Source organism: Streptomyces sp. GL_141 (assembly GCF_057834385.1).
Window position 1 is genome coordinate 5,352,864 of sequence record NZ_CM174402.1, and the last position, 25,716, is coordinate 5,378,579.

The 25,716-nt window shown below is 72.1% G+C and carries 23 protein-coding genes and 1 other RNA gene; 18 read left to right on the forward strand and 6 right to left on the reverse strand.

Translation table 11 applies throughout. From position 1 onward, the window contains the following. Positions 1-203: 203 nt before the first annotated feature. Both AC3IX6_RS23715 and AC3IX6_RS23720 read left to right on the forward strand, forming a co-directional pair. Positions 204-1,997 (forward strand): serine/threonine-protein kinase, encoded by a 1,794-nt coding sequence (locus AC3IX6_RS23715; RefSeq protein ID WP_489364385.1) that lies wholly within the window; start codon positions 204-206, stop codon positions 1,995-1,997. Between the two features lie 197 nt (positions 1,998-2,194). Then, positions 2,195-3,445, forward strand: a complete 1,251-nt coding sequence (locus AC3IX6_RS23720) for a serine/threonine-protein kinase (protein ID WP_489364387.1) — start codon at positions 2,195-2,197, stop codon at positions 3,443-3,445. Between the two features lie 214 nt (positions 3,446-3,659). On the opposite strand, the gene AC3IX6_RS23725 is transcribed toward AC3IX6_RS23720, so the two are convergent. After that, complete coding sequence (locus tag AC3IX6_RS23725) at positions 3,660-4,721, reverse strand: isopenicillin N synthase family dioxygenase (protein WP_489364389.1); 1,062 nt, start codon at positions 4,719-4,721, stop codon at positions 3,660-3,662. Between the two features lie 312 nt (positions 4,722-5,033). Here AC3IX6_RS23725 and prfB point away from each other — a divergent pair, with 312 nt between their 5' ends. After that, a complete protein-coding gene (prfB, locus tag AC3IX6_RS23730; RefSeq protein ID WP_489364391.1) occupies positions 5,034-6,143 on the forward strand; it encodes a peptide chain release factor 2 in 1,110 nt (369 codons plus the stop codon). Between the two features lie 117 nt (positions 6,144-6,260). Here the strand turns inward: prfB and AC3IX6_RS23735 are convergent, their stop codons facing one another. Beyond that, positions 6,261-6,455 (reverse strand): hypothetical protein, encoded by a 195-nt coding sequence (locus AC3IX6_RS23735; RefSeq protein ID WP_489364393.1) that lies wholly within the window; start codon positions 6,453-6,455, stop codon positions 6,261-6,263. A 224-nt stretch (positions 6,456-6,679) separates the two neighbouring features. Between AC3IX6_RS23735 and ftsE the strand changes: the two genes are divergently transcribed. The 5 genes from ftsE (at position 6,680) to ssrA (ending at position 10,624) form a co-directional block, all read left to right on the forward strand. After that, positions 6,680-7,369 carry a cell division ATP-binding protein FtsE gene (ftsE, locus tag AC3IX6_RS23740; protein WP_243337359.1) on the forward strand — a complete coding sequence of 230 codons (690 nt, stop codon included), beginning with the start codon at positions 6,680-6,682 and terminating at the stop codon, positions 7,367-7,369. Positions 7,370-7,386: 17 nt separating this feature from the next. Further along, on the forward strand, positions 7,387-8,310 hold the full coding sequence (ftsX, locus tag AC3IX6_RS23745; RefSeq protein WP_250741071.1) for a permease-like cell division protein FtsX: 924 nt from the start codon (positions 7,387-7,389) through the stop codon (positions 8,308-8,310). Between the two features lie 67 nt (positions 8,311-8,377). Continuing rightward, positions 8,378-9,604: a S41 family peptidase gene (locus AC3IX6_RS23750; protein ID WP_489364396.1), complete on the forward strand. Its 1,227-nt coding sequence runs from the start codon at positions 8,378-8,380 to the stop codon at positions 9,602-9,604. 18 nt (positions 9,605-9,622) lie between these two features. After that, a complete protein-coding gene (smpB, locus tag AC3IX6_RS23755; protein WP_489364398.1) occupies positions 9,623-10,108 on the forward strand; it encodes an SsrA-binding protein SmpB in 486 nt (161 codons plus the stop codon). Between the two features lie 127 nt (positions 10,109-10,235). Then, positions 10,236-10,624, forward strand: a transfer-messenger RNA (tmRNA) gene (gene ssrA, locus AC3IX6_RS23760). A gap of 78 nt (positions 10,625-10,702) precedes the next feature. Here ssrA and AC3IX6_RS23765 read toward each other — a convergent pair. The 3 genes from AC3IX6_RS23765 to AC3IX6_RS23775 are packed head-to-tail and all read right to left on the reverse strand — an operon-like array spanning position 10,703 to position 12,532. After that, complete coding sequence (locus tag AC3IX6_RS23765; protein ID WP_489364400.1) at positions 10,703-10,960, reverse strand: Txe/YoeB family addiction module toxin; 258 nt, start codon at positions 10,958-10,960, stop codon at positions 10,703-10,705. Further along, the gene (locus AC3IX6_RS23770; RefSeq protein ID WP_489364402.1) at positions 10,957-11,223 is read right to left on the reverse strand and encodes a type II toxin-antitoxin system Phd/YefM family antitoxin; all 267 of its coding nucleotides are present in this window, start codon (positions 11,221-11,223) and stop codon (positions 10,957-10,959) included. Before AC3IX6_RS23770 ends, AC3IX6_RS23765 begins: the two co-directional genes overlap by 4 nt. A 37-nt stretch (positions 11,224-11,260) precedes the next feature. Further along, a complete protein-coding gene (locus AC3IX6_RS23775) occupies positions 11,261-12,532 on the reverse strand; it encodes an MFS transporter (RefSeq protein ID WP_489371541.1) in 1,272 nt (423 codons plus the stop codon). Between the two features lie 292 nt (positions 12,533-12,824). On the opposite strand from AC3IX6_RS23775, the gene AC3IX6_RS23780 reads away from it, so the two are divergent. The 8 genes from AC3IX6_RS23780 to AC3IX6_RS23815 all read left to right on the forward strand — a co-directional run bounded on the left by AC3IX6_RS23780 (position 12,825) and on the right by AC3IX6_RS23815 (position 22,898). After that, on the forward strand, positions 12,825-13,817 hold the full coding sequence (locus tag AC3IX6_RS23780) for a LysR family transcriptional regulator (protein ID WP_489364404.1): 993 nt from the start codon (positions 12,825-12,827) through the stop codon (positions 13,815-13,817). 141 nt (positions 13,818-13,958) lie between these two features. Next, a complete protein-coding gene (locus tag AC3IX6_RS23785) occupies positions 13,959-15,329 on the forward strand; it encodes a nitrate/nitrite transporter (protein WP_489364406.1) in 1,371 nt (456 codons plus the stop codon). Positions 15,330-15,536: 207 nt separating this feature from the next. Then, positions 15,537-16,691, forward strand: coding sequence for a uroporphyrinogen-III synthase (locus AC3IX6_RS23790; protein ID WP_489364408.1), 1,155 nt, complete (start codon positions 15,537-15,539; stop codon positions 16,689-16,691). 75 nt (positions 16,692-16,766) lie between these two features. After that, a complete protein-coding gene (locus AC3IX6_RS23795) occupies positions 16,767-17,309 on the forward strand; it encodes a GNAT family N-acetyltransferase (RefSeq protein ID WP_489364410.1) in 543 nt (180 codons plus the stop codon). 60 nt (positions 17,310-17,369) lie between these two features. Further along, positions 17,370-17,939 carry a CGNR zinc finger domain-containing protein gene (locus AC3IX6_RS23800; protein WP_489364412.1) on the forward strand — a complete coding sequence of 190 codons (570 nt, stop codon included), beginning with the start codon at positions 17,370-17,372 and terminating at the stop codon, positions 17,937-17,939. Positions 17,940-18,067: 128 nt separating this feature from the next. Continuing rightward, entirely contained in the window at positions 18,068-20,398 is a 2,331-nt protein-coding gene (locus AC3IX6_RS23805; RefSeq protein WP_489364414.1) for a HelD family protein, read from the forward strand. Between the two features lie 461 nt (positions 20,399-20,859). Next, entirely contained in the window at positions 20,860-22,284 is a 1,425-nt protein-coding gene (locus tag AC3IX6_RS23810) for an NAD-dependent malic enzyme (protein ID WP_399384508.1), read from the forward strand. Between the two features lie 332 nt (positions 22,285-22,616). Then, the gene (locus AC3IX6_RS23815) at positions 22,617-22,898 is read left to right on the forward strand and encodes an HU family DNA-binding protein (protein WP_007264399.1); all 282 of its coding nucleotides are present in this window, start codon (positions 22,617-22,619) and stop codon (positions 22,896-22,898) included. Between the two features lie 206 nt (positions 22,899-23,104). Here the strand turns inward: AC3IX6_RS23815 and murA are convergent, their stop codons facing one another. Continuing rightward, entirely contained in the window at positions 23,105-24,448 is a 1,344-nt protein-coding gene (murA, locus tag AC3IX6_RS23820) for a UDP-N-acetylglucosamine 1-carboxyvinyltransferase (RefSeq protein WP_489364419.1), read from the reverse strand. A 273-nt stretch (positions 24,449-24,721) separates the two neighbouring features. Between murA and AC3IX6_RS23825 the strand changes: the two genes are divergently transcribed. Together AC3IX6_RS23825 and AC3IX6_RS23830 are read left to right on the forward strand one after the other, a co-directional pair. Next, positions 24,722-25,282, forward strand: coding sequence for a YqgE/AlgH family protein (locus tag AC3IX6_RS23825; RefSeq protein ID WP_489364421.1), 561 nt, complete (start codon positions 24,722-24,724; stop codon positions 25,280-25,282). Between the two features lie 72 nt (positions 25,283-25,354). Further along, positions 25,355-25,642, forward strand: coding sequence for a DUF3039 domain-containing protein (locus tag AC3IX6_RS23830; protein WP_243337322.1), 288 nt, complete (start codon positions 25,355-25,357; stop codon positions 25,640-25,642). Positions 25,643-25,716: the final 74 nt, after the last annotated feature.

Genomic DNA, 25,716 nt, shown 5'->3' on the forward strand with positions numbered 1-25,716 from the left:
CGGCCGGGAAAATCGCCCCCGGCATACGCCGCAAACATCACCCTTCGTGCATATGTGCGGCAACCAACCTCCCTCACCCCGCGTCTTCCTCCGGGACAAGCCCTAGAGTGGGCCGGAAAACCATTTCGCAGATCAGGCCTGGATCACGCGTGGATCATGCGTGGATCACTCGCCGGAAGCGACGACAGCAGGGAGCGCGCGACGTGCGGCCAGTCGGCAGCAAGTACCTGCTCGAGGAGCCGCTCGGGCGCGGCGCCACGGGCACCGTCTGGCGCGCCCGCCAGCGTGAGGCGGCCGGTGCGGAGGCGGCGGTGGCAGGCCACCCCGGCGAGACCGTGGCCATCAAGGTCCTCAAGGAGGAGCTGGCCCAGGACCCGGACATCGTCATGCGCTTCCTGCGCGAGCGCTCGGTCCTGCTGCGCCTGACCCACCCCAACATCGTCCGCACCCGCGACCTCGTCGTCGAGGGCGATCTCCTCGCCCTGGTCATGGACCTCATCGACGGTCCGGACCTGCACAAGTACCTCCGCGAGAACGGCCCCTTCACCCCGGTCGCCGCGAGCCTGCTGACCGCCCAGATCGCGGACGCGCTCGCCGCCAGCCACGCCGACGGCGTGGTCCATCGTGACCTGAAACCCGCCAACGTCCTCGTCGACGAGCGCGACGGCCAGATGAAGCCGATGCTCACCGACTTCGGCATCGCGCGCCTCGCGGACTCCCCGGGCCTGACGCGCACGCACGAGTTCGTCGGCACCCCGGCCTACGTCGCCCCCGAGTCCGCCGAGGGCCGCCCGCAGACCTCCGCCGTCGACATCTACGGCGCCGGCATCCTGCTCTACGAGCTCCTCACCGGCCGGCCGCCCTTCGCCGGCGGTACCGCGCTGGAGGTCCTGCACCGCCACCTCAGCGAGGAGCCGCAGCGGCCGCCGAACGTGCCCGAGCCGCTGTGGACGGTCATCGAGCGCTGCATGCGCAAGGAGCCGTACGAGCGTCCGAGCGCGGAGACCCTCGCGCGCGGCCTGCGCGTGGTCGCCTCCGGCATCGGCGTGCACTCCACGGCCGCCGAGGTCGAGGCCGCCCTCGGCGTCGGCGCGCTCCTCGCGCCCGACCCCTCGCCCGCGCCCGTGCCCGAGACCCCGGGCGCCGCGGACGCGACGCAGATGCTGCCCGGAGGGTCCGCCGGGGCCTCCCCGATGGGGGCCTACGACCCCAATGCCATGACCAGCGTGATGCCGCCGGTCGGCGCGGCCGACGCCACGTCCGTGCTCCCGAGCACCGGTGCGCCCGGCGCCGACCCGACCTCCGTGATGCCGCCCGTGCAGCGGCCGGACTCGCCGCACCCGTGGCAGTCGCAGATGCAGGCGGCCCGCGACCGCAACGAGCAGACGCAGATGCACTACCTGGACCCGAGCGAGGACCCGCTGCGCCGCCGGCCGCAGCGCCAGGGCCCGCCGCCGCAGCAGCAGTACCAGCAGCCGCAGCGGCCCCAGCAGCCTCCGCAACAGCGCCCGCAGCAGCCTCCGCAGCAGCAGCCGTACCGGCAGGCGCCGCCGCCGCAGCAGTACCAGCAGCCTCAGCAGTACCCGCAGCAGCAGTACGCGCCGCCGCCCCCGCCGCAGCACTATCAGCCGCAGCCGCAGCACCCCCAGCAGTACCAGCAGCCGCAGGGGCAGCCCCAGTACCGCCAGCCGCAGCAGCCCCAGCAGCAGCCCCCTCAGGGACCGCCGCCGCGTCAGCAGCCGCCGCAGCGGGAGCCCCGCGAGCCGCGTCGCCGCAGCGCGAACCCGGTGAAGATCCCGGGGCTGGGCTGCCTCAAGGGCTGCCTGGTGATGATCGTGCTGTTCTTCGTCGCGGGCTGGCTGATCTGGGAGTTCAGCGGACTCCAGGAGTGGGTCGGCACCGGCCGCGGCTGGTGGGACCAGGTGTGGACCTGGGGCTCGGACGCCGTGGACTGGGTCACCACGATCGGCGACGCCGCGGGCGGTACGGGCTCCTGAGCCTTCCGGCCTTCGACTGGGCGCGCTGTACCGGCGCAATCCGCCCGAACCGGGCCTTGTATCGGTGACTTCGTGGATTTGTCGACTTCCGGGACGTGATTTCGCCCGCAGAAGTGAAGGTCGCCGCGATCCGTGGACTCCAACACCCACCTGGCCGCGTAGCTTTGGTGCGTACGCCAGCCGCTGAGGGAGCAGTTGTGGCACGGAAGATCGGCAGCCGGTACACCGCGCACCAGATCCTGGGACGCGGCAGCGCGGGCACGGTGTGGCTGGGCGAGGGGCCTGACGGCCCCGTCGCCGTCAAACTGCTGCGCGAGGACCTCGCGTCCGACCAGGAGCTCGTCGGACGGTTCGTCCAGGAGCGCAGCGCGCTCCTGGGCCTGGAGCACCCGCACGTCGTCTGCGTCCGCGACCTCGTCGTGGACGGCAACGACCTCGCCCTCGTCATGGACCTCGTCCGCGGTACGGACCTGCGCACGCGCCTCGACCGCGAGCGGCGGCTCGCCCCCGAGGCGGCCGTCGCCATCGTCGCGGACGTCGCCGACGCGCTGGCCGCGGCGCACGCGGCCGGGGTCGTGCACCGGGACGTCAAGCCGGAGAACGTCCTGCTCGACATGCAGGGCCCGCTCGGACCGGGCGGCGCGCATCCGGCGCTGCTCACCGACTTCGGCGTGGCCAAGCTCATCGACTCGCCGCGGCGGTCCACCGGCGGCCGGGCCTCCGCCCCCACCACCCGGATCATCGGCACGCCCGACTACCTGGCGCCGGAGATCGTGGAGGGACTGCCGCCGCGCGCGGCGGTGGACATCTACGCCCTGGCCACCGTGCTGTACGAACTCCTCGCCGGTTTCACGCCGTTCGGCGGCGGGCATCCCGGGGCGGTGCTGCGGCGCCATGTGACGGAGACCGTCGTCCCGCTGCCCGGCATCCCCGACGAGCTGTGGCAGCTGATGGTCCAGTGCCTGGCCAAGGCCCCCGCCTCGCGGCTGCGGGCCTCGGAGCTCTCCCTGCGGCTGCGGGACCTGCTGCCGATGCTGGCGGGGATGCCGCCGCTGGACGTGGACGAGCCGGACGAGCCGGAGCAGGCGGATTTCGCGGAACCGGAGGCGGTGGCCGCCGCCGATCCGGTGCGGCGGCGGGGTGTGGTCCCGCTGGTCCCCGGCTCCTCCACCGACTCCAACCGGGACACCCACACCTCGATGCGGGTGCCGGGGCCGGACGAGCTGGCCGGCGGGGCCCTGGGCACCGCCCGGGTTCCGCGTCCCGCCGGGGGGCACCGGCCCGGCTCCGCGCGGCACCGGGCGGAGACCGTCCGCAAGCGGCGGCTCGCGCTGTCGGCTGCCGCCGTGGCCCTGGCCGCGGCCGTCGGCGTCGGTGGCTGGCTGGCCGTCTCCTCCGACTCGGCGCCGCCCCAGGACAACAAGCAGTCGGGCTCCACGGCCCCGTAGCGGGTGGTGCTCCTCAAACGCCGGCGAGGCTGGAATGGCGCTCCGCGCCGGCCGGCCCCGGCCAGGCGAAAACCAGCCCCTCCGGCGTTTGAGGAGCGGGGGTCCGGGGGCTGGCCCCCGGGAACGGCGCCGCACCCGGCAACGGGTCCGGGCGGAGCCCGGGGAACGGTGGAAGGGCGGGTCGGGGACGGCCCCGCAGGGCTGTCCGGCCGGGCTACGCCCCCGTCAGCTCCGGGTGCCAGCGCCGCGCCACCGCCGGGTGGGCCCGGACCCAGCCCTTCAGCTCGTTGCGGCCGTACTCCGCGTGCAGCGGGTTCGACGCGTCGTGCGCTATCCCCGGCGCCGCGTCCAGGTAGTCGCCCGGGACCGTCTCGATGACGGCGTCCAGCCGCGGGTTGTAGAAGAACGGCACCGAGAACCGCTCCACGCCCCCCGCCGGGCTCACCACCCGGTGGTCCGTCGCCGTCAGGTACCCCTCCGTCGCGATCTCCAGCAGCTCGCCCAGGTTGACCACGAAGGCCCCCGGCAGCGGCGGGACGTCCAGGAAGGCCCCGTCCCGGACCACCTGGAGCCCGCCCACGGAGTCCTGGAGGAGGAGGGTGAGGAAGCCGTAGTCCTTGTGGGCCCCGACCCCCTGGTCGGTGCCCGTCGGGGCGGATCCCGGGTAGCGGATCAGCTTCGTGTGCAGGTGGGGCCGGTCCGCGAAGGCCTCGTCGAAGAAGTCCGCCGGCGCGCCGATCGACGCGAGCAGCTCCCGGAGCAGCCGGTGGGCCACCGCCGCCAGCCGGGACTGCCACTCCAGCACCGCGTCCCGCAGTTCCGGAAGGGCCGCCGGCCACTGGTTCGGGCCCTCCAGCCACAGGTACGCCGGGTCGTCCGGTCCCACGTCCCGCGCCTCCCGCTCCGCGCCCACGTCGAGCTGGTCGCGCCAGTCGGAGGCGCCGCCGGTCAGCTCGTGCCCGATGCGGGTGTACCCCCGGAAGTGCGGGGAGTTGAGATTGCTCACGGCCAGCCGGTCCGCCTCCGGGAGCGCGAAGAACTCCCTGGTCAGAGCCAGGATGCGGGCGGTCTCGGCGGCAGTGACCCCGTGCCCGGTGAGGTGCAGGAAACCGCTGTCGCGGGCGGCCGCGTGCAGTTCCTTGCGGAAGGAATCGCGCAGCGCCGGATCGTCGGCCTGGGAGAGGTCCAGGACCGGGAGGGAGGTGGCTTCGGGCGCAGCGGAGGGAGCGGAAGAAGAAGAGGGGGAAGGAGAGGGAGAAGGGTGCGCGGACGGCATGACGGCTCCGTTTCGGATGTCACGGGGTCCTGTCCCCAGGGGTGGCGGGGGCCGCGGCTGGGGAGGGCCGCCGGCAGGGTTGGCGCCGGGACCGCGAGGCCGCGTACAGGACCAAGTCGGATCGGGGTGGATCAGGCTTGGGGATGGTCCGGCGGCAGACAGCTCGTCGTCGTGACACGCATGTGGTCCACATGGCGGCGCTTGACGAGGAAGACGGTCATATCGTGAGCGTACGCCCGTACGACCCACCATTAGTACGGGTGATTCGGCCTGGCCGGAGAGCGCCCCCCGGGGACCGGCTACGCTGGACCCGTGGCAGTCGTCGATGTTTCCGAAGAGCTGAAGTCCCTCTCCTCGACCATGGGGTCGATCGAGGCCGTCCTGGACCTCGACAAGCTGAGGGCAGAAATCGCCGTGCTCGAGGAGCAGGCCGCCGCGCCGTCCCTGTGGGACGACCCGGAGGCCGCCCAGAAGATCACGAGCAAGCTTTCGCACCTCCAGGCGGAGGTCCGCAAGACCGAGAACCTGCGCGGGCGCATCGACGACCTCGCGGTGCTGTTCGACCTCGCCCAGGAGATGGACGACGCGGACACCCTCGCCGAGGCGGAGATCGAGCTGGTCTCCGTACGCAAGGCGCTGGACGAGATGGAGGTCCGCACCCTGCTCTCCGGCGAGTACGCCGAGCGCGAGGCGCTGGTCAACATCCGTGCCGAGGCCGGCGGCGTGGACGCCTCCGACTTCGCCGAGCGCCTGCAGCGCATGTACCTGCGCTGGGCCGAGCGGCACGGCTACCCGACCGAGATCTACGAGACCTCGTACGCGGAAGAGGCCGGCATCAAGTCGACCACCTTCGTGGTCAAGGCCCCGTACGCCTACGGCACCCTCTCCGTCGAGCAGGGCACGCACCGCCTCGTCCGGATCTCACCCTTCGACAACCAGGGCCGCCGCCAGACCTCCTTCGCGGGCGTCGAGGTGCTGCCGGTCGTCGAGTCCAGCGACCACGTCGAGATCGACGAGGGCGAGCTGCGCGTGGACGTGTACCGCGCCTCGGGCCCCGGCGGCCAGGGCGTCAACACGACCGACTCCGCGGTGCGCATCACGCACCTGCCGACCGGCATCGTGGTCTCGTGCCAGAACGAGCGCTCGCAGATCCAGAACAAGGCCAGCGCGATGAACGTCCTCCAGGCCAAGCTGCTCGAGCGGCGCCGCCAGGAGGAGAAGGACAAGATGGACGCCCTCAAGGACGGCGGAAGCTCCTGGGGCAACCAGATGCGGTCCTACGTCCTGCACCCGTACCAGATGGTCAAGGACCTCCGGACGGAGTTCGAGGTCGGCAACCCGCAGGCGGTGCTCGACGGCGAGATCGACGGCTTCCTGGAGGCCGGGATCCGCTGGCGCAAGCAGCAGGAGCAGACCGCGTAGTCAGCGCCTCGGAACGGCCGGAAGGGCCCGGACACCTCTACGGTGTCCGGGCCCTTCCGTTCGTGCGTCGTGCGTCGTGCGTCTTCTGCGTCTGATCGGGACGTGGCGGCTGAGGAACTACGCCGTCTGCTGAGCCACCAGTGCCAGCGCGGCCACCAGGATCACCAGCAGCGCGACGAGCGCCACCGGGTTGATACCACCGGAGAAGGGGTCCTCCTGCTGGAGGCGCCCCCGGTTCGCCCGGCACACCGGGCAGCGGCCCTGGCTGACGGGTGCGGCGCAGTTCGCGCACACGAGCCGGTCATATGTCATGCGCTCCTCCTTTCGTCCCCTCGGTACAACGGTGACGGGAACCGGTCCGTTCCCCCTCCCACTGTGCCAGCTTCGGTGACATTCGGCGCGGCCCCTCCGGGCAATCGCGGTCGCGCACCTCTCGGACCAGGGGATATATCGGGCAACTCCGGACGCCGGGTCCACACCTCGCGCCTGTTCGCGTATGGTCACGCACACCTACTCCCGGCGACCGTGGTGCACCCGTGATCCGATTCGACAACGTCTCCAAGTCCTACCCGAAGCAGAGCCGCCCCGCACTCAGAGATGTCTCCCTGGACATCGCGAAGGGCGAGTTCGTCTTCCTGGTCGGCTCCTCCGGCTCCGGCAAGTCCACCTTCATGCGGCTCATCCTGCGCGAGGAGCGGGCGAGCCACGGCCAGGTGCACGTCCTGGGCAAGGACCTCGCCAAGCTCTCCAACTGGAAGGTCCCGCAGATGCGGCGCCAGCTGGGGACCGTCTTCCAGGACTTCCGTCTCCTGCCCAACAAGTCGGTGGCCGACAACGTGGCCTTCGCCCAGGAGGTCATCGGCAGACCGCGCGGCGAGATCAAGAAGGCCGTTCCCCAGGTCCTGGAACTCGTCGGCCTCGGCGGCAAAGAGGACCGGATGCCCGGCGAGCTCTCCGGCGGTGAGCAGCAGCGCGTGGCCATCGCCCGTGCCTTCGTCAACCGGCCGGCGCTGCTGATCGCGGACGAGCCCACCGGCAACCTGGACCCCCAGACCTCCGTCGGCATCATGAAGCTGCTGGACCGGATCAACCGGACCGGCACCACCGTGATCATGGCGACCCACGACCAGCAGATCGTCGACCAGATGCGCAAGCGCGTCATCGAACTCGAGCAGGGCCGTCTCGTCCGCGACCAGTCGCGCGGCGTCTACGGCTACCAGCACTGAAAGGCTCCTGAGACGCGATGCGCGCCCAGTTCGTCATGTCGGAGATCGGGGTCGGTCTCCGCCGCAATCTGACCATGACCTTCGCGGTCATCATCTCCGTGTCCCTGTCGCTGGCCCTGTTCGGCGGGTCCCTGCTCATGCGCGACCAGGTGAGCAAGATGAAGGGGTACTGGTACGACAAGGTCAACGTCTCCATCTACCTCTGCAACAAGAGCGACGCCGAGGCCACCAACGGGGCCTCCTGCTCCAAGGGCGCGGTGACCCCGGAGCAGAAGCAGGCCCTGGAGACCGAGCTCAAGGGCATGGACCTCGTCGAGGCCGTCACGTACGAGTCCTCCGACGAGGCCTTCAAGCACTACAAGGAGCAGTTCGGGCACACCGCCCTGGCCGCGTCCATCACCCCGGACCAGATGCCCGAGTCCTTCCGGGTGAAGCTCAAGCAGCCGGAGAAGTACAAGGTCATCACGACCTCCTTCTCCGGGCGGGACGGGGTCCAGTCGGTGGAGGACCAGCGCACCGTGCTGGACAACCTCTTCAGACTCCTCGGCTACCTCAACTGGGCCGCCCTCGGCATCATGCTGATCATGCTGGTCGTGGCCCTGCTGCTGATCGTCAACACGGTGCGCGTCTCGGCCTTCAGCCGTCGGCGCGAAACCGGGATCATGCGCCTGGTGGGCGCCTCCAGCTTCTACATCCAGGTGCCGTTCATCATGGAGGCCGCCTTCGCCGGCCTCATCGGCGCGCTGCTCGCCTGCGGGATGCTCGGCGCGGGCCAGTACTTCGTGATCGACCACGGCGCCGCGCTGCGCGACAAGATGGAGCTCATCAACTTCATCGGCTGGGACTCGGTCCTGACCAAGCTGCCGCTCGTCCTGGTCATCGGCGTGCTGATGCCCTCGCTGGCCGCCTTCATCGCGTTGCGCAAGTACCTGAAGGTGTGACGAGCGCCCCGCGAGCGGTACGGCCAACCACCCGTACCGCCGCGGGCCTTGTCCTAGACTCGGCGCCATGCCGGGACTGCCCGCCCTCTGTCTCCGGCCCCGCGACGTGCGTCGCGGGGCCGTTTTGACGTTGGTCTTCCTCGCCGCCGTGGGTGCCGGCGCGTGCACCGGGAGCTGGGACCGCTCCGGCCCCGGCGCCTCCGCGGGCCCCGCCGCCCTGGTGGTGGGTACGGAGCCCTCCGCGGCCGTGCCCGCGCCGCGGGCACCGGCCCCGGCGCAGCCGCACCGCGAGGCGGCCACCGCCGACCGGGACGAGGTGGCCCGTGCGGCCGCCGAGGCCGTCGCCGAGGGCAAGTCCGCCAAGTCGGCGGCCCAGGACGTGGTCAGCCGCAGCGGGGACCGCTGGGCCGCGGTGTACGACCAGGGCGAGTACGAGGCCTTCGCCGACGACCTGGACGGCCACTGGACGGGCGTCGGCCTGTGGGCCGGGCGGCTGCGCGACGGCCGCATCGAGGTCGACCGGGTGCAGCCCGACAGCCCCGCGGCGCGGGCCGGGATGCGTGCCGGGGACCGGCTGCTCAGCATCGACGGGCAGGGCGTGACGGGGCTCAGGGTGGCCGAGGTGGTGGCCCTGCTGCGCGGCGAGGCCGGCACCCCGGTGGAACTGAAGCTGACCCGCGGCGGGGCCGACGTCACGCGGACCGTGCGGCGCGAGAAGCTGCGCAGCGAGCCCGTGACGGTACGATCGCTTGCCGGCGGGATCACCGTCATCAAGGTCGCCTCCTTCACCCGGGGTTCCGGCGACCTGGTGCGTTCCGCGGTCCGCGCCGCCCCGGCCGGCGGCGGGGTCATGCTCGACCTGCGCGGCAACACCGGCGGCCTGGTCACCGAGGCCGTGACGGCCGCCTCCGCCTTCCTGGACGGCGGGCTGGTGGCGACGTACGACGTGCGCGGCGCGCAGCGCGCCCTCTACGCGACCCCGGGCGGCGATACGACCCGGCCGCTGGTGGCGCTGATCGACGGCGGCACGATGAGCGCGGCCGAGCTGGTCACCGGAGCCCTGCAGGACCGCGGCCGCGCGGTGGCGGTCGGCACCCGCACCTTCGGCAAGGGTTCGGTGCAGATGCCGACGGAGCTGCCGGACGGCTCGGTGGCCGAGCTGACGGTGGGGACGTACCGCACTCCGGCGGGCCGCAGCCTGGACGGCGCGGGCATCACCCCGGACCTGGCGGTGGCGGACCGGGTCGAGGAACGGGCCCGCACGGTATTGAGTGGCATCGGGGTGGGTCCATAGTGCGAAAATGACCGCACTATGGCTAAGGAAACAGGGCGCAAGCTGATCGCCCAGAACAAGAAGGCGCGGCACGACTACACGATCATCGACACCTACGAGTGCGGCCTCGTGCTCACGGGTACCGAGGTCAAGTCCCTGCGTCAGGGCCGTGCCTCGCTGGTGGACGGCTTCGTGTCGGTGGAGAGCGGCGAGGCCTGGCTCTACAACGTGCACGTGCCGGAGTACAGCCAGGGCACCTGGACGAACCACAGCGCGCGGCGCAAGCGCAAGCTCCTCCTGCACCGCGAGGAGATCGACAAGCTGGAGTCGAAGACGGGGGAGACGGGCAACACGATCGTGCCGCTCGCCCTGTACTTCAAGGACGGCCGGGCCAAGATCGAGATCGCGCTGGCGAAGGGTAAGAAGGAGTACGACAAGCGGCAGTCGCTGCGCGAGAAGCAGGACACGCGCGAGACGAACCGGGTGATCTCGGCCGTGAAGCGCAAGGAGCGCGGCCAGCTTTAATGTCCTGGCAGAGTGTGGTCCACGTCGCGTACCATGGCGTCAGCACCACGCGCTTGCGAGTGGCGCCGGTCGAGCGGGACGCATGGAGAGCGCCTGCTGGATCTCATAACTGAACAGCGTGAAACATGGGGATGATCGGTTTCGACAGCGGATGTCGATGTAGGGGAAGCGAGCCGAGAAAGCGGCAATGATCTCGTTAACCATATGTCGCAAACAATAATCGCCAACTCCAAGAGCGATAACTCCCGCTTCACCCTCGCTGCCTAATAACAGTGAGCTGAAGCCTCTGTGAGGAGCGTCAGCCCGGAAGTGGTCCCGGTCCGGATCCTGGCGTCAATTAGGGATCTAAACCTCTAACTCCGGTCACGGGGGATAGAGGGAAATCAAACAGTGACTGAGCCCGTCGGAGACTTGTCCGTGTGATCTCCGGGGCCGAGAAAAGCGCAGCGGAATGCGCTCGGAGAAGCCCTACTTCTGCACCGTTGGACGCGGGTTCGATTCCCGCCATCTCCACCACCCCATGTGAAAAAGCCCCCGGCCCGCGAGTTCACTCGCCGGCCGGGGGCTTTTTCGTGCGCGGGGGCGGGGGCCCGGTCAGTAGGGGTAGCGGGCCTTCAGGATCTTCACTTCCTTCTCGTCGGCCCGGTAGCCGAGGCGGTGTTCGTCATCGATCCGGCGGGACCAGTAGCCCGACAACTCAGCCTTCAGGGGTTCGGGTTTGCCGATCCCGCCGAACGGGTCGCGCTGGATCTCGCCGATCAAGCGGTTGATCCATCGGGCCGGCTTCCGGCCCGATGCACGCCAGAAGAGGAAGTCGTCCCAGGCCGCGGGGTCGAAGTGGGCGCTCCTCACTCCTCGCCCCCGGCCATCTCCTTCAGCTCGTCCAGTGTCCTGGCGAAGGTGTCGCGGTCGCGGGCAACCGCTTCCATCAGGCGCTTCGCGTTCTCCGGCGACCGGAGGAGGTGGATGGTCTCCTGCCAGGAGTCGTAGTCGTCGGCGTCCATGAGGACGGCGTCGCCGTTCTCGGACGTGATGCGCACCGGAGTGTGGTCGGTGCTGACGTGCGAGATGAGCTGGAACAGGGTCGCTCGGGCCTCGCCGGCGCTCATGGACATGGCGTCACTCGATTCGGGATCAGAGATCAGTACGTGGCTAACGTGCCGATCTCTTACGGGAAACTGCTCCCACTCCGCCCAGGAGCAGCGCCACCAGCGCCGCCCCCGCCGGGAGGGCGTACGGGGTGGTCGTGCCCCAGTGGTCGATCGCCGAGCCGGCCGTCGCGGAGCCCGCCGCGATGCCGGCGAAGAGGGCGGTGACGGCGAGGGTCATGCCCTCGTTGAGGCGGCCCGGCGGGGTGACGGCGTGGATCCGGGACATCGCGGTGACCATGACCGGAGCCGTGGCCATGCCGGCCAGCAGGAGGGCCAGGGCCAGGGGGAGCAGGGAGCCGGTGGCCGCCGCGGCCCAGGGCAGGGTCATGGCGAGGGCCAGGACGCCGAGGCAGGTGGGGAGCGTGCGCGGGCGCAGGGTGCCGTAGAGCAGGCCGGCCGCGCAGGAACCGGCCGCCTGGAGGGCGAGGACCGGGCCCGAGAGCCCGCCGAGGCCGTGGGCGCCGAGATGGGCGATGGAGGTGATCTCCATGGAGCCGAACATCGCGCCGAGGGCGAGGAAGAGCGGCAGCAGTCCGCCCAGGGCGCGGAGCGGGGAGGGTCCCCGGACCGCGGGCGCCGGCGGGGGCTCGGTGGCGCGGTGGGCCGTGAAGACCAGCATCCCGGTGAGGAGCAGTACGGCCCCGGCCAGGGTGCCCGCCTCCGGGAAGGCGGCGGTGCACAGGAAGGCGGCGGCCACCGGCCCGAGCATGTACGCCAGTTCGTCCGCGGCCTGCTCGAAGGACATCGCGGTGTGCCGGGAGGCCGGGTCGTCCCGCAGCAGGTGGGTCCAGCGGGCGCGGGACATGCCGCCGATGTTGGGGGTGGTCGCGGTGGCGGCGTAGGAGGCGAAGAGGGTCCACGCGGGGGCCTCGGTACGGACGCACGCGATCAGGGAGAGCGAGCCGAGGACCGCGATCAGGGTGGCGGGCACGGCGACCCGGGCCTGCCCGTGCCGGTCGACCAGCCGGGCCGTCCAGGGCGCCACGAGGGCGGTGGCGGCCAGGCCGGCCGCCACGACCGCGCCGGCGAGGGCGTACGAGCCGCGCTGCCCGGCGATCATCATGACGGCGCTGACGCCGAACATGCCCATCGGGAGCCGGGCGATGAGGTTCCCGGCGGTGAACCCGCGGGTGCCGGGGAGCGCGAAGAGCCGGCGGTACGGGCCCGGGGCGCGGGTCGGCCGCGCCGCGCGGTGCGGCTGCGCCGCGCGGGACGGGTGCTCCGGCCGCGCCGGGGCGGCGGCGAGCACCAGCGTGGTGCCGGAGACGGCCATGAGCGGGCCGCGTGCGGCGGGGGCGGCGCGGCGCGCGGCGCCCCCGGACCGGGCAGACGACGGAGTGCCCGCGGCGGGGCCGGCGGACGGCAGGGCAGACGGCGGGGTGATGGCGCCCGGGCCGGCGGACGGACGGGCGGACGGCAGGGTGGTGGCGACCGGGCCGGCGGGCGGCGGGGTGGTGGGCATGGGTCAAGGCTCGGGCCGGGGGCCGTCCGTGGTCCAACACCTGTTCGGGAGTGATTCACCGCCCCGCGTTGTCAATCCGGTCGCTGTTGCCTAGTCTCCGCAGGTGACGCCCCGAGACGTGGAACCCCGCCTGCTGCGCGCCTTCCTCGCCGTGGCCGAGGAGCTGCACTTCACCCGTGCCGCCGCCCGGCTCTACGTGGCCCAGCAGGCCCTCAGCCGGGACGTGCGCCGGCTGGAGCAGACCCTGGGCGCGGCCCTGTTCGTCCGTACCACCCGCGCCGTGGAGCTGACCCCGGACGGGGAGCGGCTGCTGCCCCTGGCCCGGGGCGCGCTGCGGGCCCACGAGGAGCTGGCCGGGGCGTTCGCGGGGCCCCGGCCGCTGCTCGTCGACCTCAACACCGACGGCCCCGGCACCGCCCGCACCGTCCTGGACCGGGCCCGCGAACTCGCCCCCGACTGCGAGCTGATGGCCCGCTTCGAGTCCGGGCTCACCCACGCCGCCGCCGAGATCGCCGCGGGCCGCCTCGACGTCTCCTTCGGGTACGCCGAGGGCCTCGACCCGGCGCTGCGGGCCCGGCTCGCGCGGACGCCCGTACGGTACGAGCCGCTCGCCGTGCTGCTGCCCGAGGGGCACGCGCTGGCCGCGCTGGACTCCGTACCGCTGGACGCGCTGCGCGGGGAGACGGTGTACACGGGGGCCGGGAACCCGCGGACCCTGGAGTGGACCGGGCTGGCGCGCGAGCTGTTCGCCGGGCGGGGCATCGAGTCGGCGCCGCCCGCGCCGGTGGCGGTGGGCAAGGAGGAGTTCCGCCGGGTCATGGCCAAGACGGGCCGTCCGGTCCTGGCCACGGTGGGCTTCCTCGACATGCCCGGCTGCGTCAAGCGGCCGCTGACCGCCCCGGTGCCGCTGTCGCCGCTGTCCATGGTGTGGCGGAAGGGATCGAGCCATCCCGGACTCGACGCGCTGCGCCGCGCCGCCGCGGAGCTCGGGGCGGGGCACGGCTGGCTGGAGGTGCCCCCGGACAGCTGGCTGCCCGCGCTCACACCGCCCGCGCTCACACCGCCCGCGCTCACACCCGACCTGGGCGGCGGGTGAGTGCAAGGTTTCCCGCCGGTCATCCGGCGGGGACCGGGGCTGAAACGAGCCCTTCTTACGGTCGTCACCACGGACGGGACGCGACGAGCCGGACTAGGCCCGACGAGCGCGACGTGATCGCAGCAGCTGTGGAGGCGTGTGATGACCAGTACGACCGCACCGCGCAAGGGTGGCCGCTGGATCGAGCGGTGGGACCCCGAGGACGAGACCTTCTGGCGGGAAACGGGTGAGAAGACCGCCCGCCGCAACCTGATCTACTCCGTGCTCTCCGAGCACATCGGGTTCTCGATCTGGTCCCTGTGGTCGGTGATGGTGCTCTTCATGGGCCCGCAGTACGGGATCGACCCCGCCGGGAAGTTCTTCCTCATCGCCACCGCCACCTGCGTGGGCGCCCTGGTCCGCGTGCCCTACACCTTCGCTGTGGCCCGCTTCGGCGGCCGCAACTGGACCGTCGTCAGCGCCCTGCTGCTGCTCGCCCCGACCGTCGCCGCCTGGCTGGTGATGGAGCCCGGGACCTCGTACAACACCTTCCTGCTGGTGGCCGCGCTGACCGGGGTCGGCGGCGGCAACTTCGCCTCGTCGATGACGAACATCAACGCCTTCTTCCCGCTGCGCAAGAAGGGCTGGGCGCTCGGCCTCAACGCGGGCGGCGGCAACATCGGCGTCCCCGTCGTCCAGCTCGTCGCCCTGCTGGTCATCGGCACGGCCGGGGCCGGCCACCCGCGGCTGCTGCTCGGCGCCTACATCCCGCTGATCGTGATCGCCGCGGTGCTGGCCGCCGTGCGGATGGACAACCTGGCGCCCGTGCGCAACGACACCGGGGCCGTACGGGACGCGGCCCGCGACGGGCACACATGGATCATGGCGTTCCTGTACATCGGCACCTTCGGCTCCTTCATCGGCTACAGCTTCGCCTTTGGCCTGGTGCTCCAGACGCAGTTCGGCCGCACCCCGCTCCAGGCGGCCTCGCTCACCTTCATCGGACCGCTGCTCGGCTCGCTGATCCGGCCCGTCGGCGGGGCCCTCGCGGACCGCTTCGGCGGCGCCCGGATCACCCTGGGCACCTTCGTGGCGATGGCGGCGGCGACCGGAGTGGTGATCCTGGCCTCCGTACGGGAATCCCTGCCGGTGTTCCTGGTCGGCTTCGTGGGGCTGTTCGTCCTCAGCGGGCTCGGCAACGGCTCCACCTACAAGATGATCCCCGGCATCTTCCAGGCGAAGGCGCTGGCCCGCGGGATGAGCGGCGAGGACGCGGCCGCGTACGGGCGGCGGCTGTCCGGCGCCTCCATGGGACTCATCGGCGCGGTCGGCGCGCTCGGCGGGCTCGGCATCAACCTGGTCTTCCGCGAGGCGTTCCTGAGCTCCGGCTCGGGCACGGCGGCCTTCGTGACCTTCCTCGGCTTCTACGCGGTGTGCTGCGCCGTCACCTGGGCGGTATACCTTCGCCGGCCCGCCCAGGTCATGATCCCCACGGCCGGGGCGGAGGCGAAGCCGCAGCTCACCTCGGTGTAACGGCGAGCACACGCCGGTTAACGGCACCGAAATACGCGTGAACCGAGCCTGATACGCCCCCAGGGCAGGCTCGGTTCACGCGAACGTCACGCATGCGGGTGACCGCGACACCGGACCGCGACACCGGACCGCGACACCGGACCCCCACACCGGAACCCGATATCGGACCCCGACACCGGACCCGACCACTGTGCGAGGCAGGTCACCATGCACGACCACGACCACGACACCCACGCCGTTCCGCTGGCCGGCCCGCTCGCAGGATTCACCGTCGGGGTCACCGCCGCCCGGCGGGCCGACGAGCTCATCGCCCTGCTGCGCCGCCGCGGCGCCACGGTGCTGCACGCGCCCGCCCTGCGGATCGTGCCGCTCGCCGACGACGCCGAACTGCTGTCCGCCACGAAGGAACTGATCGGCTGCGCGCCCGACGTGGTGGTGGCGACCACCGCCATCGGCTTCCGCGGCTGGATCGAGGCGGCCGACGGGTGGGGGCTCGGCGAGGAACTGCTCGGTCGGCTGCGGGAGACCGAACTGCTGGCGCGCGGACCGAAGGTGAAGGGGGCGATCCGGGCGGCCGGGCTCGTGGAGACCTGGTCCCCGCGGTCGGAGTCGCTCGCCGAGGTACTGGACCGGCTGCTCACGGCCGGGGTGGCCGGCCGGCGCATCGCCCTCCAGCTGCACGGGGAGCCGCTGCCCGGGTTCATCGAGGCCCTGCGGGCGGGCGGCGCCGAGGTGGTCGGCGTACCCGTCTACCGGTGGATGGCGCCGGAGGACCTCGGGCCGCTGGACCGGCTGCTCGACGCGGTGGCCGCGGGCGGGGTGGACGCGGTCAGCTTCACCTCCGCGCCGGCGGCGGCCTCCCTGCTGACGCGGGCCGCGGAGCGGGGCGTACGGGAACCCGTGCTCGCGGCACTGACCGGCGGGTCGGTGCTCTCCGCGTGCGTGGGGCCGGTGACGGCCCTGCCCCTGCAGGCGGAGGGCGTGCCCACGGTGCAGCCCGAGCGCTTCCGGCTCGGACCCCTCGTGCAGCTCCTGTGCCAGGAACTCCCGGGCCGGGCCCGCGTGCTCCCGGTGGCCGGACACCGACTGGAGCTGCGCGGCCACGCGGTCCTCGTCGACAGCGAGCTGCGCCCCGTACCGCCGGCCGGCATGGCCCTGCTCAGGGCCCTGTCCCGGCGCCCGGGCTGGGTCGTGGCCCGCTCCGAACTCCTGCGCACCCTCCCGGGCGCGGGCCGCGACGAGCACGCGGTGGAAACGGCGATGGCCCGCCTGCGCGTGGCCCTGGGCGCCCCCAACCTCATCCAGACCGTCGTCAAGCGCGGCTACCGGCTGTCGCTGGACGCGGGCCCCTGCGCGGACTGAGGGCCGCCCGGGAGACCCGTACGGGCTCGGTCCCGTGGCTGGCAGGGCTCCGCCCGTTTCCGTTAGCGTGCCCGGATGATCATTGACGGGGTGGAGATGCGGGAGATCCGGCCGGCCGACGCCGCCGGGGTCGCCGAGGTGCTGGAGCGGAACCGGGCGTACATGGCCCCCTACGAGCCCTGGCGGGCCGAGGACTTCTACACGGAGGCGGCGCAGCGGATCCGGATCGAGGAGCTGCTCGCGGCCCGGGCGGACCGGCGGGCACGGCCGTTCGTGCTGGTCACCGCCGACGGGGTGGCCGGGGCGATCAACCTCCAGAACATCGTGCGCGGGGCGCTGCACAGCGGCGCCATCGGCTACTGGATCGACGAGGCCTGGACCGGCAAGGGGCTGGCCACCGCCGCGCTGCACGAGGTCTGCCGGATCGCCCGCGACGAGGAGGGGCTGCACCGGGTCGAGGCGGGCACCAGGGTCGAGAACCTGGCCTCGCAGCGGGTGCTGGCGAAGGCGGGCTTCGAGCAGTACGGGCTCGCGCCCCGCTACCTGCACGTCGGCGGGGACTGGCGGGACCACCGCCTCTTCCAGCTGCTCCTGAACGACGAGCCGCCCGCCCTCTAGCCGCCGGCCCCGGAGACGGGCACTCTGGGGGCACGCCCCGAGCGGGAGGCGGTGACGGGCATGTGGTTCGACTCCGGGCGGGTCTGCCTGGACCTGGTGGCTACTTTTGCGCCTCTCGCGAAGACCGAGGGCATCCGCGACGGCGACGGGCTGTGCCTGTGGCTCACCGGAGCCGGGCTGGTGCCCGACCGGACGCCGCTCACCCGGGTCGGCGACGACTGGGTGCACGCCTTCCGGGTGCTGCGCGCAGACGTCGAGAGCCTCGTACGGGCCGAGCTGGCCGGAACCGCGCCGCCCGGGCCCGCGCTGGCCCGGGTCAACGCGGCGGCCGCCGGTCCACCCCCGGGACTGTGTGCAGTGCAGGACCAAGAAGGTCACCTCGTACGGGAGTTGTGCGGCGGAGTCGAATGCGCCGGGCTGCTCGCCGCCGTGGCCCGGGACGCCGTCGAACTGCTCACCGACCCCGGCGAACGGGACCTGCTGCGGGCCTGCGAGGGCGACGGCTGCGCCCGGGTCTACCTCGACACCTCGCGCGGACACCGCCGCCGCTGGTGCTCCAGCGAGCTCTGCGGCAACCGCGAGCGCGTGGCCCGGCACCGGCGCCGGGTCCTCGAATCCCGCCCCGGCTGACCCGGCCCGCGGCGCCCGCCGGGCGTGATCTTCGTCTTGATCCGCGAGCCGTCCCGGAAGGGGCGTGCGCGGGAGGGCCCCTTGGCGTACGGTTGACGGCTGCCCATGCACGTCAGAAAGGGGCCTTGGTGGCCGCGCAGAATGCCGCTGTCGACAGCACGGCGGATTCCGTCCGCGATCGGGAGATCGCGGTCGAGCAGACGCATCTCGATCACGTGTACCGACGCCTTGAGGAGAAGATCCACGAGGCGGAGTTCCTGATGAACGACGCCGCCAAGCGTGGCCAGGTCGGCACGCCCGGCGCCCTCGCGGAACGGGACGCGCAGGTGTTCCGCGCCGGGATCCACCTCAACCGTCTCAACAACGAGTTCGAGGACTTCCTGTTCGGCCGCATCGACCTGGTCCTCGGCAAGGACGGGGAGCGGGGCCCCGACGGCGCCTTCACCTCCGTCGAGCCCGCCGACGACGCGATCCGCACCGACCTCACGGCCGATATCGCCGAGACGCTCCACATCGGCCGCATAGGAGTCCTCGACTCCGACTACGCGCCGCTCGTCATCGACTGGCGGGCCCCCGCGGCCGCGCCGTTCTACCGCTCCACCCCCAAGGAGCCCGGCCGCGTCGTGCGCCGCCGGGTCATCCGCTCCAAGGGGCGCAAGGTGCTCGGCGTCGAGGACGACCTGATGCGCCCCGAGGTGACCGCCTTCCTCGACGGGAACGAGCTGCCCGTCATCGGCGACGGCGCCCTGATGGCCGCCCTCGGGCGGGCCCGTACCCACTCGATGCGCGACATCGTCTCCTCCATCCAGGCCGAGCAGGACCTCGTCATCCGGGCGCCCGCCGCCTCGGTGGCCGAGGTCGCGGGCGGACCGGGCACCGGCAAGACCGCCGTCGCCCTGCACCGCGCCGCCTACCTGCTCTACCAGGACCGGCGGCGCTACTCCGGCGGCATCCTGATCGTCTCCCCGACCCCCCTCCTGGTCGCCTACACCGAGGGCGTCCTGCCCTCCCTCGGCGAAGAGGGCCAGGTCGCCATCCGGGCGCTCGGCTCGCTCGTCGACGGGGCCGAGGCGACCACGTACGACGATCCGTCCACCGCACGGATCAAGGGCTCGTCCCGGATGCTGAAGGTGCTGCGCAAGGCCGTACGGGGAGCCCTGGAGTTCGGCGGCCCCGGCGGGGCCCCCGCTCCCGAGCGGCTGCGCGTGGTGGCCTTCGGGCGCCGCCAGGAGCTGGAGGCCCCCGACCTCGACCGGATCCGGCAGAACGTCCTGTCCGGCACCGCCCCGGTCAACCTGCTGCGCCCGCGGGCCCGCAAGCTCCTGCTGGACGCGCTGTACTCCAAGTCCGGCGGGGCCGGCCGGCACAGCGACCCGGAGCTCGCCGCCGAGCTGCGCTCCGCCTTCGACGAGGACATCTCGACGGAGGACGCGTTCATCGACTTCCTGAACGCCTGGTGGCCCGAACTGACCCCGCGCGGGGTGCTGGCCTCCATGGCGGACGAGCGGCGGCTGTCGCGCTGGTCGCGCCGGGACCTGAACCCGCGCGAGACCCGGCAGGTGGCACGCTCCCTGCGCCGGGTCGGCCCGGACGGCAAGGGCGCCCTGTCGGTGCACGACGTGGCGCTGCTGGACGAGCTCCAGCAGCTGCTGGGCGCGCCCGCGCGGCCCAAGCGCAAGCGGGAGCTGAACCCGCTGGACCAGCTGAGCGGGCTGGAGGAGCTGATGCCGACCCGCGAGGAGACCCAGTGGGAGCGGGCCGAGCGGCTCGCGGCGGAGCGCACCGAGTACGCGCACGTCATCGTCGACGAGGCGCAGGACCTGACGCCGATGCAGTGGCGGATGGTCGGCCGTCGCGGCCGGGGCGGCACGTGGACGGTGGTCGGCGACCCGGCGCAGTCCTCGTGGACCGATCCGCAGGAGGCGGCCGCCGCGCGCGACGAGGCGCTGGGCACGCGGCCGCGGCGCAAGTTCACCCTGACGGTGAACTACCGCAACCCGGCCGAGGTCGCGGAGGTCGCCTCGCGGGTGCTGAAGCTGGCGGCGCCGGGCACGGAGCCGCCGACGGCCGTGCGCTCCACGGGCCTTCGGCCGCGCTTCACGGCGGTGGCGCCCGATGGACCGGATCTGCGCTCCACGGTCGTGGAGGAGACCCGGCGGCTGCTGGAGCAGGTGGACGGCACGGTCGGCGTGGTCGTGGCCATGGACCGGCGCGCGGAGGCCGCGGGCTGGCTCGCGGACCTGGGGGAGCGGGCGGTCGCCCTGGGCAGCCTGGAGGCGAAGGGGCTGGAGTACGACGCCACGGTGGTCGTCTCCCCGGCGGAGATCGCGGACGAGTCCCCGGCGGGCCTGCGGGTGCTCTACGTGGCCCTGACCCGTGCGACCCAGCAGCTGACGGTGGTCTCCACCGACCGGGACGCCCCCGACGCCGAGGGGGTCGCGGCGCTGCTGCAGCCGTGAGGCCGGCCCGCGCGCGGAGCCTCGTACGGCCGGTTGGTCGGCGGCCAAGGGCGTGGTCCCGCAACCGCTCGCCGGTGGGGGGATCACTTCGGGCGAACCTTTGTTAGCCTGGGTTACGGCACCGACTCGATCCAAGCCCCCGGGCCCAACCTTAGTCGCCTAGAGCGACCACTTGCCGCGAGGCGAGCATGGCGGGTCGGTGTCATAGACGTAAGAAGCACCAGGTCCGCGTCCTCCACTCAGTGGGGGGCGCGGACCTTTTTTGTATGGGCCACCCATTCCCCAGACCCCGGGTATCTCGTATGGTGGAAGAGTTCTTCCGAAATTTGTAGCTGGTTACCTTGTACCGGCTGGTAGGTGGGACGATCGGACAACAGGTCCTGCCGCACCTGCCATGTTTCGGCCGGAGCAGCGCTGGGCCCTGTGTACAGAAGAACCAGGGACAGAAGAGGAACACGGCCATGGCAACGGCGCCCAGCGTCTCGTACTCGATGACGGTCCGCCTGGAAGTGCCCGCGAGCGGAACCGCGGTCTCCCAGCTCACCACCGCCGTGGAGTCCTCCGGTGGCTCGGTCACCGGCCTCGACGTGACCGCATCCGGTCACGAGAAGCTCCGAATCGACGTGACGATCGCCGCGACGTCCACGGCGCACGCCGACGAGATCGTCGAGAAGCTCCGCGGGATCGAGGGCGTCAGCCTGGGCAAGGTCTCCGACCGCACCTTCCTGATGCACCTCGGCGGCAAGATCGAGATGCAGTCGAAGCACCCCATCCGCAACCGCGACGACCTCTCGATGATCTACACCCCGGGCGTGGCCCGCGTGTGCATGGCGATCGCCGAGAACCCCGAGGACGCGCGCCGCCTGACCATCAAGCGCAACACCGTCGCAGTCGTGACGGACGGCAGCGCCGTGCTGGGCCTGGGCAACATCGGCCCGATGGCCGCCATGCCGGTCATGGAGGGCAAGGCGGCCCTCTTCAAGCGCTTCGCCGACATCGACGCCTGGCCGATCTGCCTGGACACCCAGGACCCCGACGAGATCGTCGCCGTCGTCAAGGCGATCGCCCCGGGCTTCGCGGGCATCAACCTGGAGGACATCTCCGCGCCGCGCTGCTTCGAGATCGAAGCCCGGCTGCGCGAGGCCCTCGACATCCCCGTCTTCCACGACGACCAGCACGGCACCGCCATCGTGGTCCTCGCCGCCCTCACCAACGCACTGCGCGTGGTGGGCAAGGCCGTTGGCGACGTGAAGGTGGTCATGTCGGGCGCCGGCGCCGCCGGTACCGCGATCCTCAAGCTGCTCCTCGCGGCGGGCGTCAAGAACGCCGTCAGCGCCGACATCCACGGTGTCGTGCACGCGGACCGCCCCGACCTCGTCGACGCGGCCGCGGACTCGCCGCTGCGCTGGATCGCCGACAACACCAACCCCGAGGGCTACACGGGCACCTTGAAGGAGGCCGTGGTCGGCGCCGACGTCTTCATCGGCGTCTCGGCCCCCAACGTCCTGTCCGGCGAGGACGTGGCCGCCATGGCGGAAGGCGCGATCGTGTTCGCGCTCGCGAACCCGGACCCCGAGGTGGACCCGGCGGTCGCCCGCCAGACCGCCGCCGTCGTGGCCACCGGCCGTTCCGACTTCCCGAACCAGATCAACAACGTGCTGGTCTTCCCGGGCGTCTTCCGCGGCCTGCTGGACGCCCAGTCCCGCACCGTGAACACCGACATGATGCTGGCCGCCGCGAGCGCCCTGGCCGACGTGGTCGGCGAGGACGAGCTGAACGCGAACTACATCATCCCGTCGGTCTTCAACGACAAGGTCGCGGGCGCGGTCGCCGGAGCCGTCCGCAAGGCGGCCTCCGCGGCTGTGACGCCGCCCACCTCCGTCTGATCCCCCGGCGCGTCGCGGGATGCGGGCCCCCCGGGCCGCCCATAGGGTTGCGGGGATGCCCGCGTGGCCCGCGGTCCGTGTCTGTCGGACGTCATCCGGAGACCCTCCGGACGCCTTCCGGTGCGGACGGAGCGTCACCGCGGCGTGACTGTGGCGCTTTTCGTGTGACCCCGGCGGGTGCCGGATTGGCTTTCCCGCCGGTGGTGGGGGCAGGATGCGTAACCGGGCGAGAGGGTCTGACGTCAGACCCGGGTCCGGGGACTGTCCTAGGGCCCTGGCAGCATCGGCTTCGATCTCACGCCTCTAAGGCACGTTGAACACGGGAGTACAACATGAACCGCAGTGAGCTGGTGGCCGCTCTGTCCGAGCGCGCCGAGGTGACCCGCAAGGACGCCGACGCCGTTCTGGCCGCGCTCGCCGAGACCGTCGGCGAGATTGTCGCCAAGGGCGACGAGAAGGTCACCATCCCCGGCTTCCTGACCTTCGAGCGCACCCACCGTGCCGCTCGCACCGCGCGCAACCCGCAGACCGGCGACCCCATCCAGATCCCGGCCGGCTACAGCGTGAAGGTCTCCGCGGGCTCCAAGCTCAAGGAAGCCGCCAAGGGCAAGTAGTCAGCCCTTGTGCCGAAGGCCGCACAGGCCCTCGGGACGGCAGTAGTAGTACGTAGTACGCGAGAGGCGGCCACCCGGCACCGGGTGGCCGCCTCTCGGCGCTCCCGGCACGCCGAGTGGCTCCCGGGAGCCAGAACGCCCCCACAGGCCCTGTACGGGGCCCGTGGGGGCGTTCTGGGACGGTCTGGGTGGATCTACGGGTGGATCTAGACGAGGTCCCCGCCCGGGAGCTCGACCTTGGCGCCCAGTTCCACGAGCTTCTCCATGAAGTTCTCGTAGCCCCGGTTGATCAGGTCGATGCCGTGCACCCGCGAGGTGCCCTCGGCGGCGAGCGCCGCGATCAGGTACGAGAACCCGCCGCGCAGGTCGGGGATGACCAGGTCGGCGCCCTGGAGCTTGGTGGGCCCCGAGACGACGGCCGAGTGCAGGAAGTTGCGCTGGCCGAAACGGCAGGCGCTGCCGCCCAGGCACTCCCGGTAGAGCTGGATGTGCGCACCCATCTGGTTGAGCGCGGAGGTGAAGCCCAGGCGGGACTCGTAGACCGTCTCGTGGACGATCGAGAGGCCGGCGGCCTGGGTCAGCGCCACGACCAGCGGCTGCTGCCAGTCGGTCTGGAAGCCCGGGTGGACGTCGGTCTCCAGTGCGATGGCGTTGAGCGGGCCGCCCGGGTGCCAGAAGCGGATGCCGTCGTCGTCGATCTCGAACGCCCCGCCGACCCGGCGGAAGGTGTTCAGGAAGGTCATCATCGAACGCTGCTGCGCGCCGCGCACGTAGATGTTGCCGCCGGTCGCCAGCGCGGCGGACGCCCAGGAGGCGGCCTCCAGCCGGTCCGGGAGCGCCTTGTGGTTGTAGCCGCCGAGGCTGTCCACGCCGGTGATCCGGATGGTCCGGTCGGTGTCGACGGAGATGATCGCGCCCATCTTCTGCAGGACGCAGATGAGGTCTTCGATCTCCGGTTCGACGGCGGCGTTGCTGAGCTCGGTGACTCCCTCGGCCAGGACGGCCGTCAGCAGCACCTGCTCGGTCGAGCCGACCGACGGGTAGGGGAGGCGGATCTTGCAGCCGCGAAGGCGCTGCGGGGCCTCCAGGTACTGACCGCCCTCGCGCTTCTCGATGGTCGCGCCGAACTGGCGGAGCACCTCGAAGTGGAAGTCGATCGGCCGGCCGCCGATGTCGCAGCCGCCCAGGCCCGGGATGAAGGCGTGGCCGAGGCGGTGCAGCAGCGGACCGCAGAACAGGATCGGGATCCGCGAGGACCCCGCGTGCGCGTCGATGTCGGCGACGTTCGCGCTCTCGACGTGCGAGGGGTCGAGCACCAGCTCGCCCGGTTCGTCACCGGGGCGGACGGTCACCCCGTGCAGCTGGAGCAGCCCGCGCACGACCCGGACGTCACGGATGTCGGGAACGTTGCGCAGCCGGCTGGGCTCACTGCCGAGCAGGGCCGCGACCATCGCCTTGGGTACGAGGTTCTTCGCGCCGCGGACACGGATCTCGCCCTCGAGCGGAGTTCCGCCGTGGACAAGCAGTACATCGTCACTGATGCCGGTCATGAATCTCGCGTTCCGGAGAGGGGTGGGCAGGGGGCCAGTGAAAAGGGTAAGGGGCATGACCCCCCTGTTCGTAAGGCTGACGGGGCCGTAGGACTGTCATGAATTCGGCACAACACCCTGGGTGCCCGCCAGGTGGCGGAGCGTCTCCTTCCGGCTGGGGTCCGGCCCGGGGGCCGTGCGCGCCCCGTACTGCAGCGGTGCGCCCTGAGCTGCGCAAGGTCCGGACGCGCCGCCCACTCCCCCTCACGGGCGAATGTGCGAGACCATGGCGCCATGACCGAGGTGTCCTCCCTCACAGGGCGGCTGCTCGTGGCCACCCCCGCCCTCGCGGACCCGAATTTCGACCGCGCGGTGGTGCTGCTGCTCGACCACGACGAGCAGGGCTCGCTCGGCGTTGTCCTCAACCGGCCCACCCCGGTGGGCGTCGGCGACGTCCTGCTGCCCTGGGCTCCGCTGGCCAAGGACCCCGGAGTGGTCTTCCAGGGAGGCCCGGTGGCGCTGGACTCGGCGCTGGGGCTGGCGGTCATCCCGGGCGAGGAGGGGCCGCTCGGCTGGCGCCGGGTGCACGGGGCGATCGGTCTGGTCGACCTGGAGGCCCCGCCCGAACTCCTCGCGGCGGCCCTGGGGGGCCTGCGCATCTTCGCCGGCTACTCGGGCTGGGGCCCGGGGCAGCTGGAGGAGGAACTGGGCGGTGGCGCCTGGTACGTCGTCGACTCCGAGCCGGGCGACGTCTCCTTCCCGGACCCTGAACGGCTGTGGCGCGCCGTGCTGCGGCGCCAGCGCAGCGAGCTGGCGATGGTGGCCACGTACGCGGACGACCCGTCGCTGAACTGAACCCGGGGCCGGGGGCGGCCGCGGCGGCCGGTGCGGATCCCTCGCGCGCGAGGGACTCGGTACCCTGGCGTCATGAGCACTCTTGAGCCCGATCGCGGGACTGGTACGGGGACCCTCGTAGAGCCGACGCCGCAGGTGTCCCACGGCGACGGCGACCACGAGCGCTTCGCCCACTACGTCCAGAAGGACAAGATCATGGAGAGCGCGCTCGGGGGCACCCCCGTCGTCGCGCTCTGCGGCAAGGTCTGGGTGCCGGGCCGGGACCCGAAGAAGTACCCGGTCTGCCCCATGTGCAAGGAGATCTACGAGTCCATGGGCCCCGGCGGGGACAAGGACAAGGGTGGCAAGGACGGGAAGTAGTCGTCCGGCCCTCCTGAGACGGGACGAAGGCCCTCGGTGCGCAGCTTTGCGTACCGGGGGCCTTTTCCGTGCCC

What these genes read in the sequence shown, in the direction of transcription:
- AC3IX6_RS23795 (WP_489364410.1), top strand. Translation starts at nt 16,767, where the DNA reads ATGATCATTGACGGGGTGGAGATGCGGGAGATCCGGCCGGCCGACGCC.
- AC3IX6_RS23810 (WP_399384508.1), top strand. Translation starts at nt 20,860, where the DNA reads ATGGCAACGGCGCCCAGCGTCTCGTACTCGATGACGGTCCGCCTGGAA.
- murA (WP_489364419.1), bottom strand. Translation starts at nt 24,448, where the DNA reads ATGACCGGCATCAGTGACGATGTACTGCTTGTCCACGGCGGAACTCCG.
- AC3IX6_RS23830 (WP_243337322.1), top strand. Translation starts at nt 25,355, where the DNA reads ATGAGCACTCTTGAGCCCGATCGCGGGACTGGTACGGGGACCCTCGTA.
- AC3IX6_RS23735 (WP_489364393.1), bottom strand. Translation starts at nt 6,455, where the DNA reads ATGACATATGACCGGCTCGTGTGCGCGAACTGCGCCGCACCCGTCAGC.
- AC3IX6_RS23775 (WP_489371541.1), bottom strand. Translation starts at nt 12,532, where the DNA reads ATGGCCGTCTCCGGCACCACGCTGGTGCTCGCCGCCGCCCCGGCGCGG.
- AC3IX6_RS23790 (WP_489364408.1), top strand. Translation starts at nt 15,537, where the DNA reads ATGCACGACCACGACCACGACACCCACGCCGTTCCGCTGGCCGGCCCG.
- smpB (WP_489364398.1), top strand. Translation starts at nt 9,623, where the DNA reads ATGGCTAAGGAAACAGGGCGCAAGCTGATCGCCCAGAACAAGAAGGCG.
- ftsX (WP_250741071.1), top strand. Translation starts at nt 7,387, where the DNA reads ATGCGCGCCCAGTTCGTCATGTCGGAGATCGGGGTCGGTCTCCGCCGC.
- AC3IX6_RS23770 (WP_489364402.1), bottom strand. Translation starts at nt 11,223, where the DNA reads ATGTCCATGAGCGCCGGCGAGGCCCGAGCGACCCTGTTCCAGCTCATC.
- AC3IX6_RS23815 (WP_007264399.1), top strand. Translation starts at nt 22,617, where the DNA reads ATGAACCGCAGTGAGCTGGTGGCCGCTCTGTCCGAGCGCGCCGAGGTG.
- AC3IX6_RS23750 (WP_489364396.1), top strand. Translation starts at nt 8,378, where the DNA reads ATGCCGGGACTGCCCGCCCTCTGTCTCCGGCCCCGCGACGTGCGTCGC.
- AC3IX6_RS23725 (WP_489364389.1), bottom strand. Translation starts at nt 4,721, where the DNA reads ATGCCGTCCGCGCACCCTTCTCCCTCTCCTTCCCCCTCTTCTTCTTCC.
- AC3IX6_RS23800 (WP_489364412.1), top strand. Translation starts at nt 17,370, where the DNA reads ATGTGGTTCGACTCCGGGCGGGTCTGCCTGGACCTGGTGGCTACTTTT.
- AC3IX6_RS23825 (WP_489364421.1), top strand. Translation starts at nt 24,722, where the DNA reads ATGACCGAGGTGTCCTCCCTCACAGGGCGGCTGCTCGTGGCCACCCCC.
- AC3IX6_RS23785 (WP_489364406.1), top strand. Translation starts at nt 13,959, where the DNA reads ATGACCAGTACGACCGCACCGCGCAAGGGTGGCCGCTGGATCGAGCGG.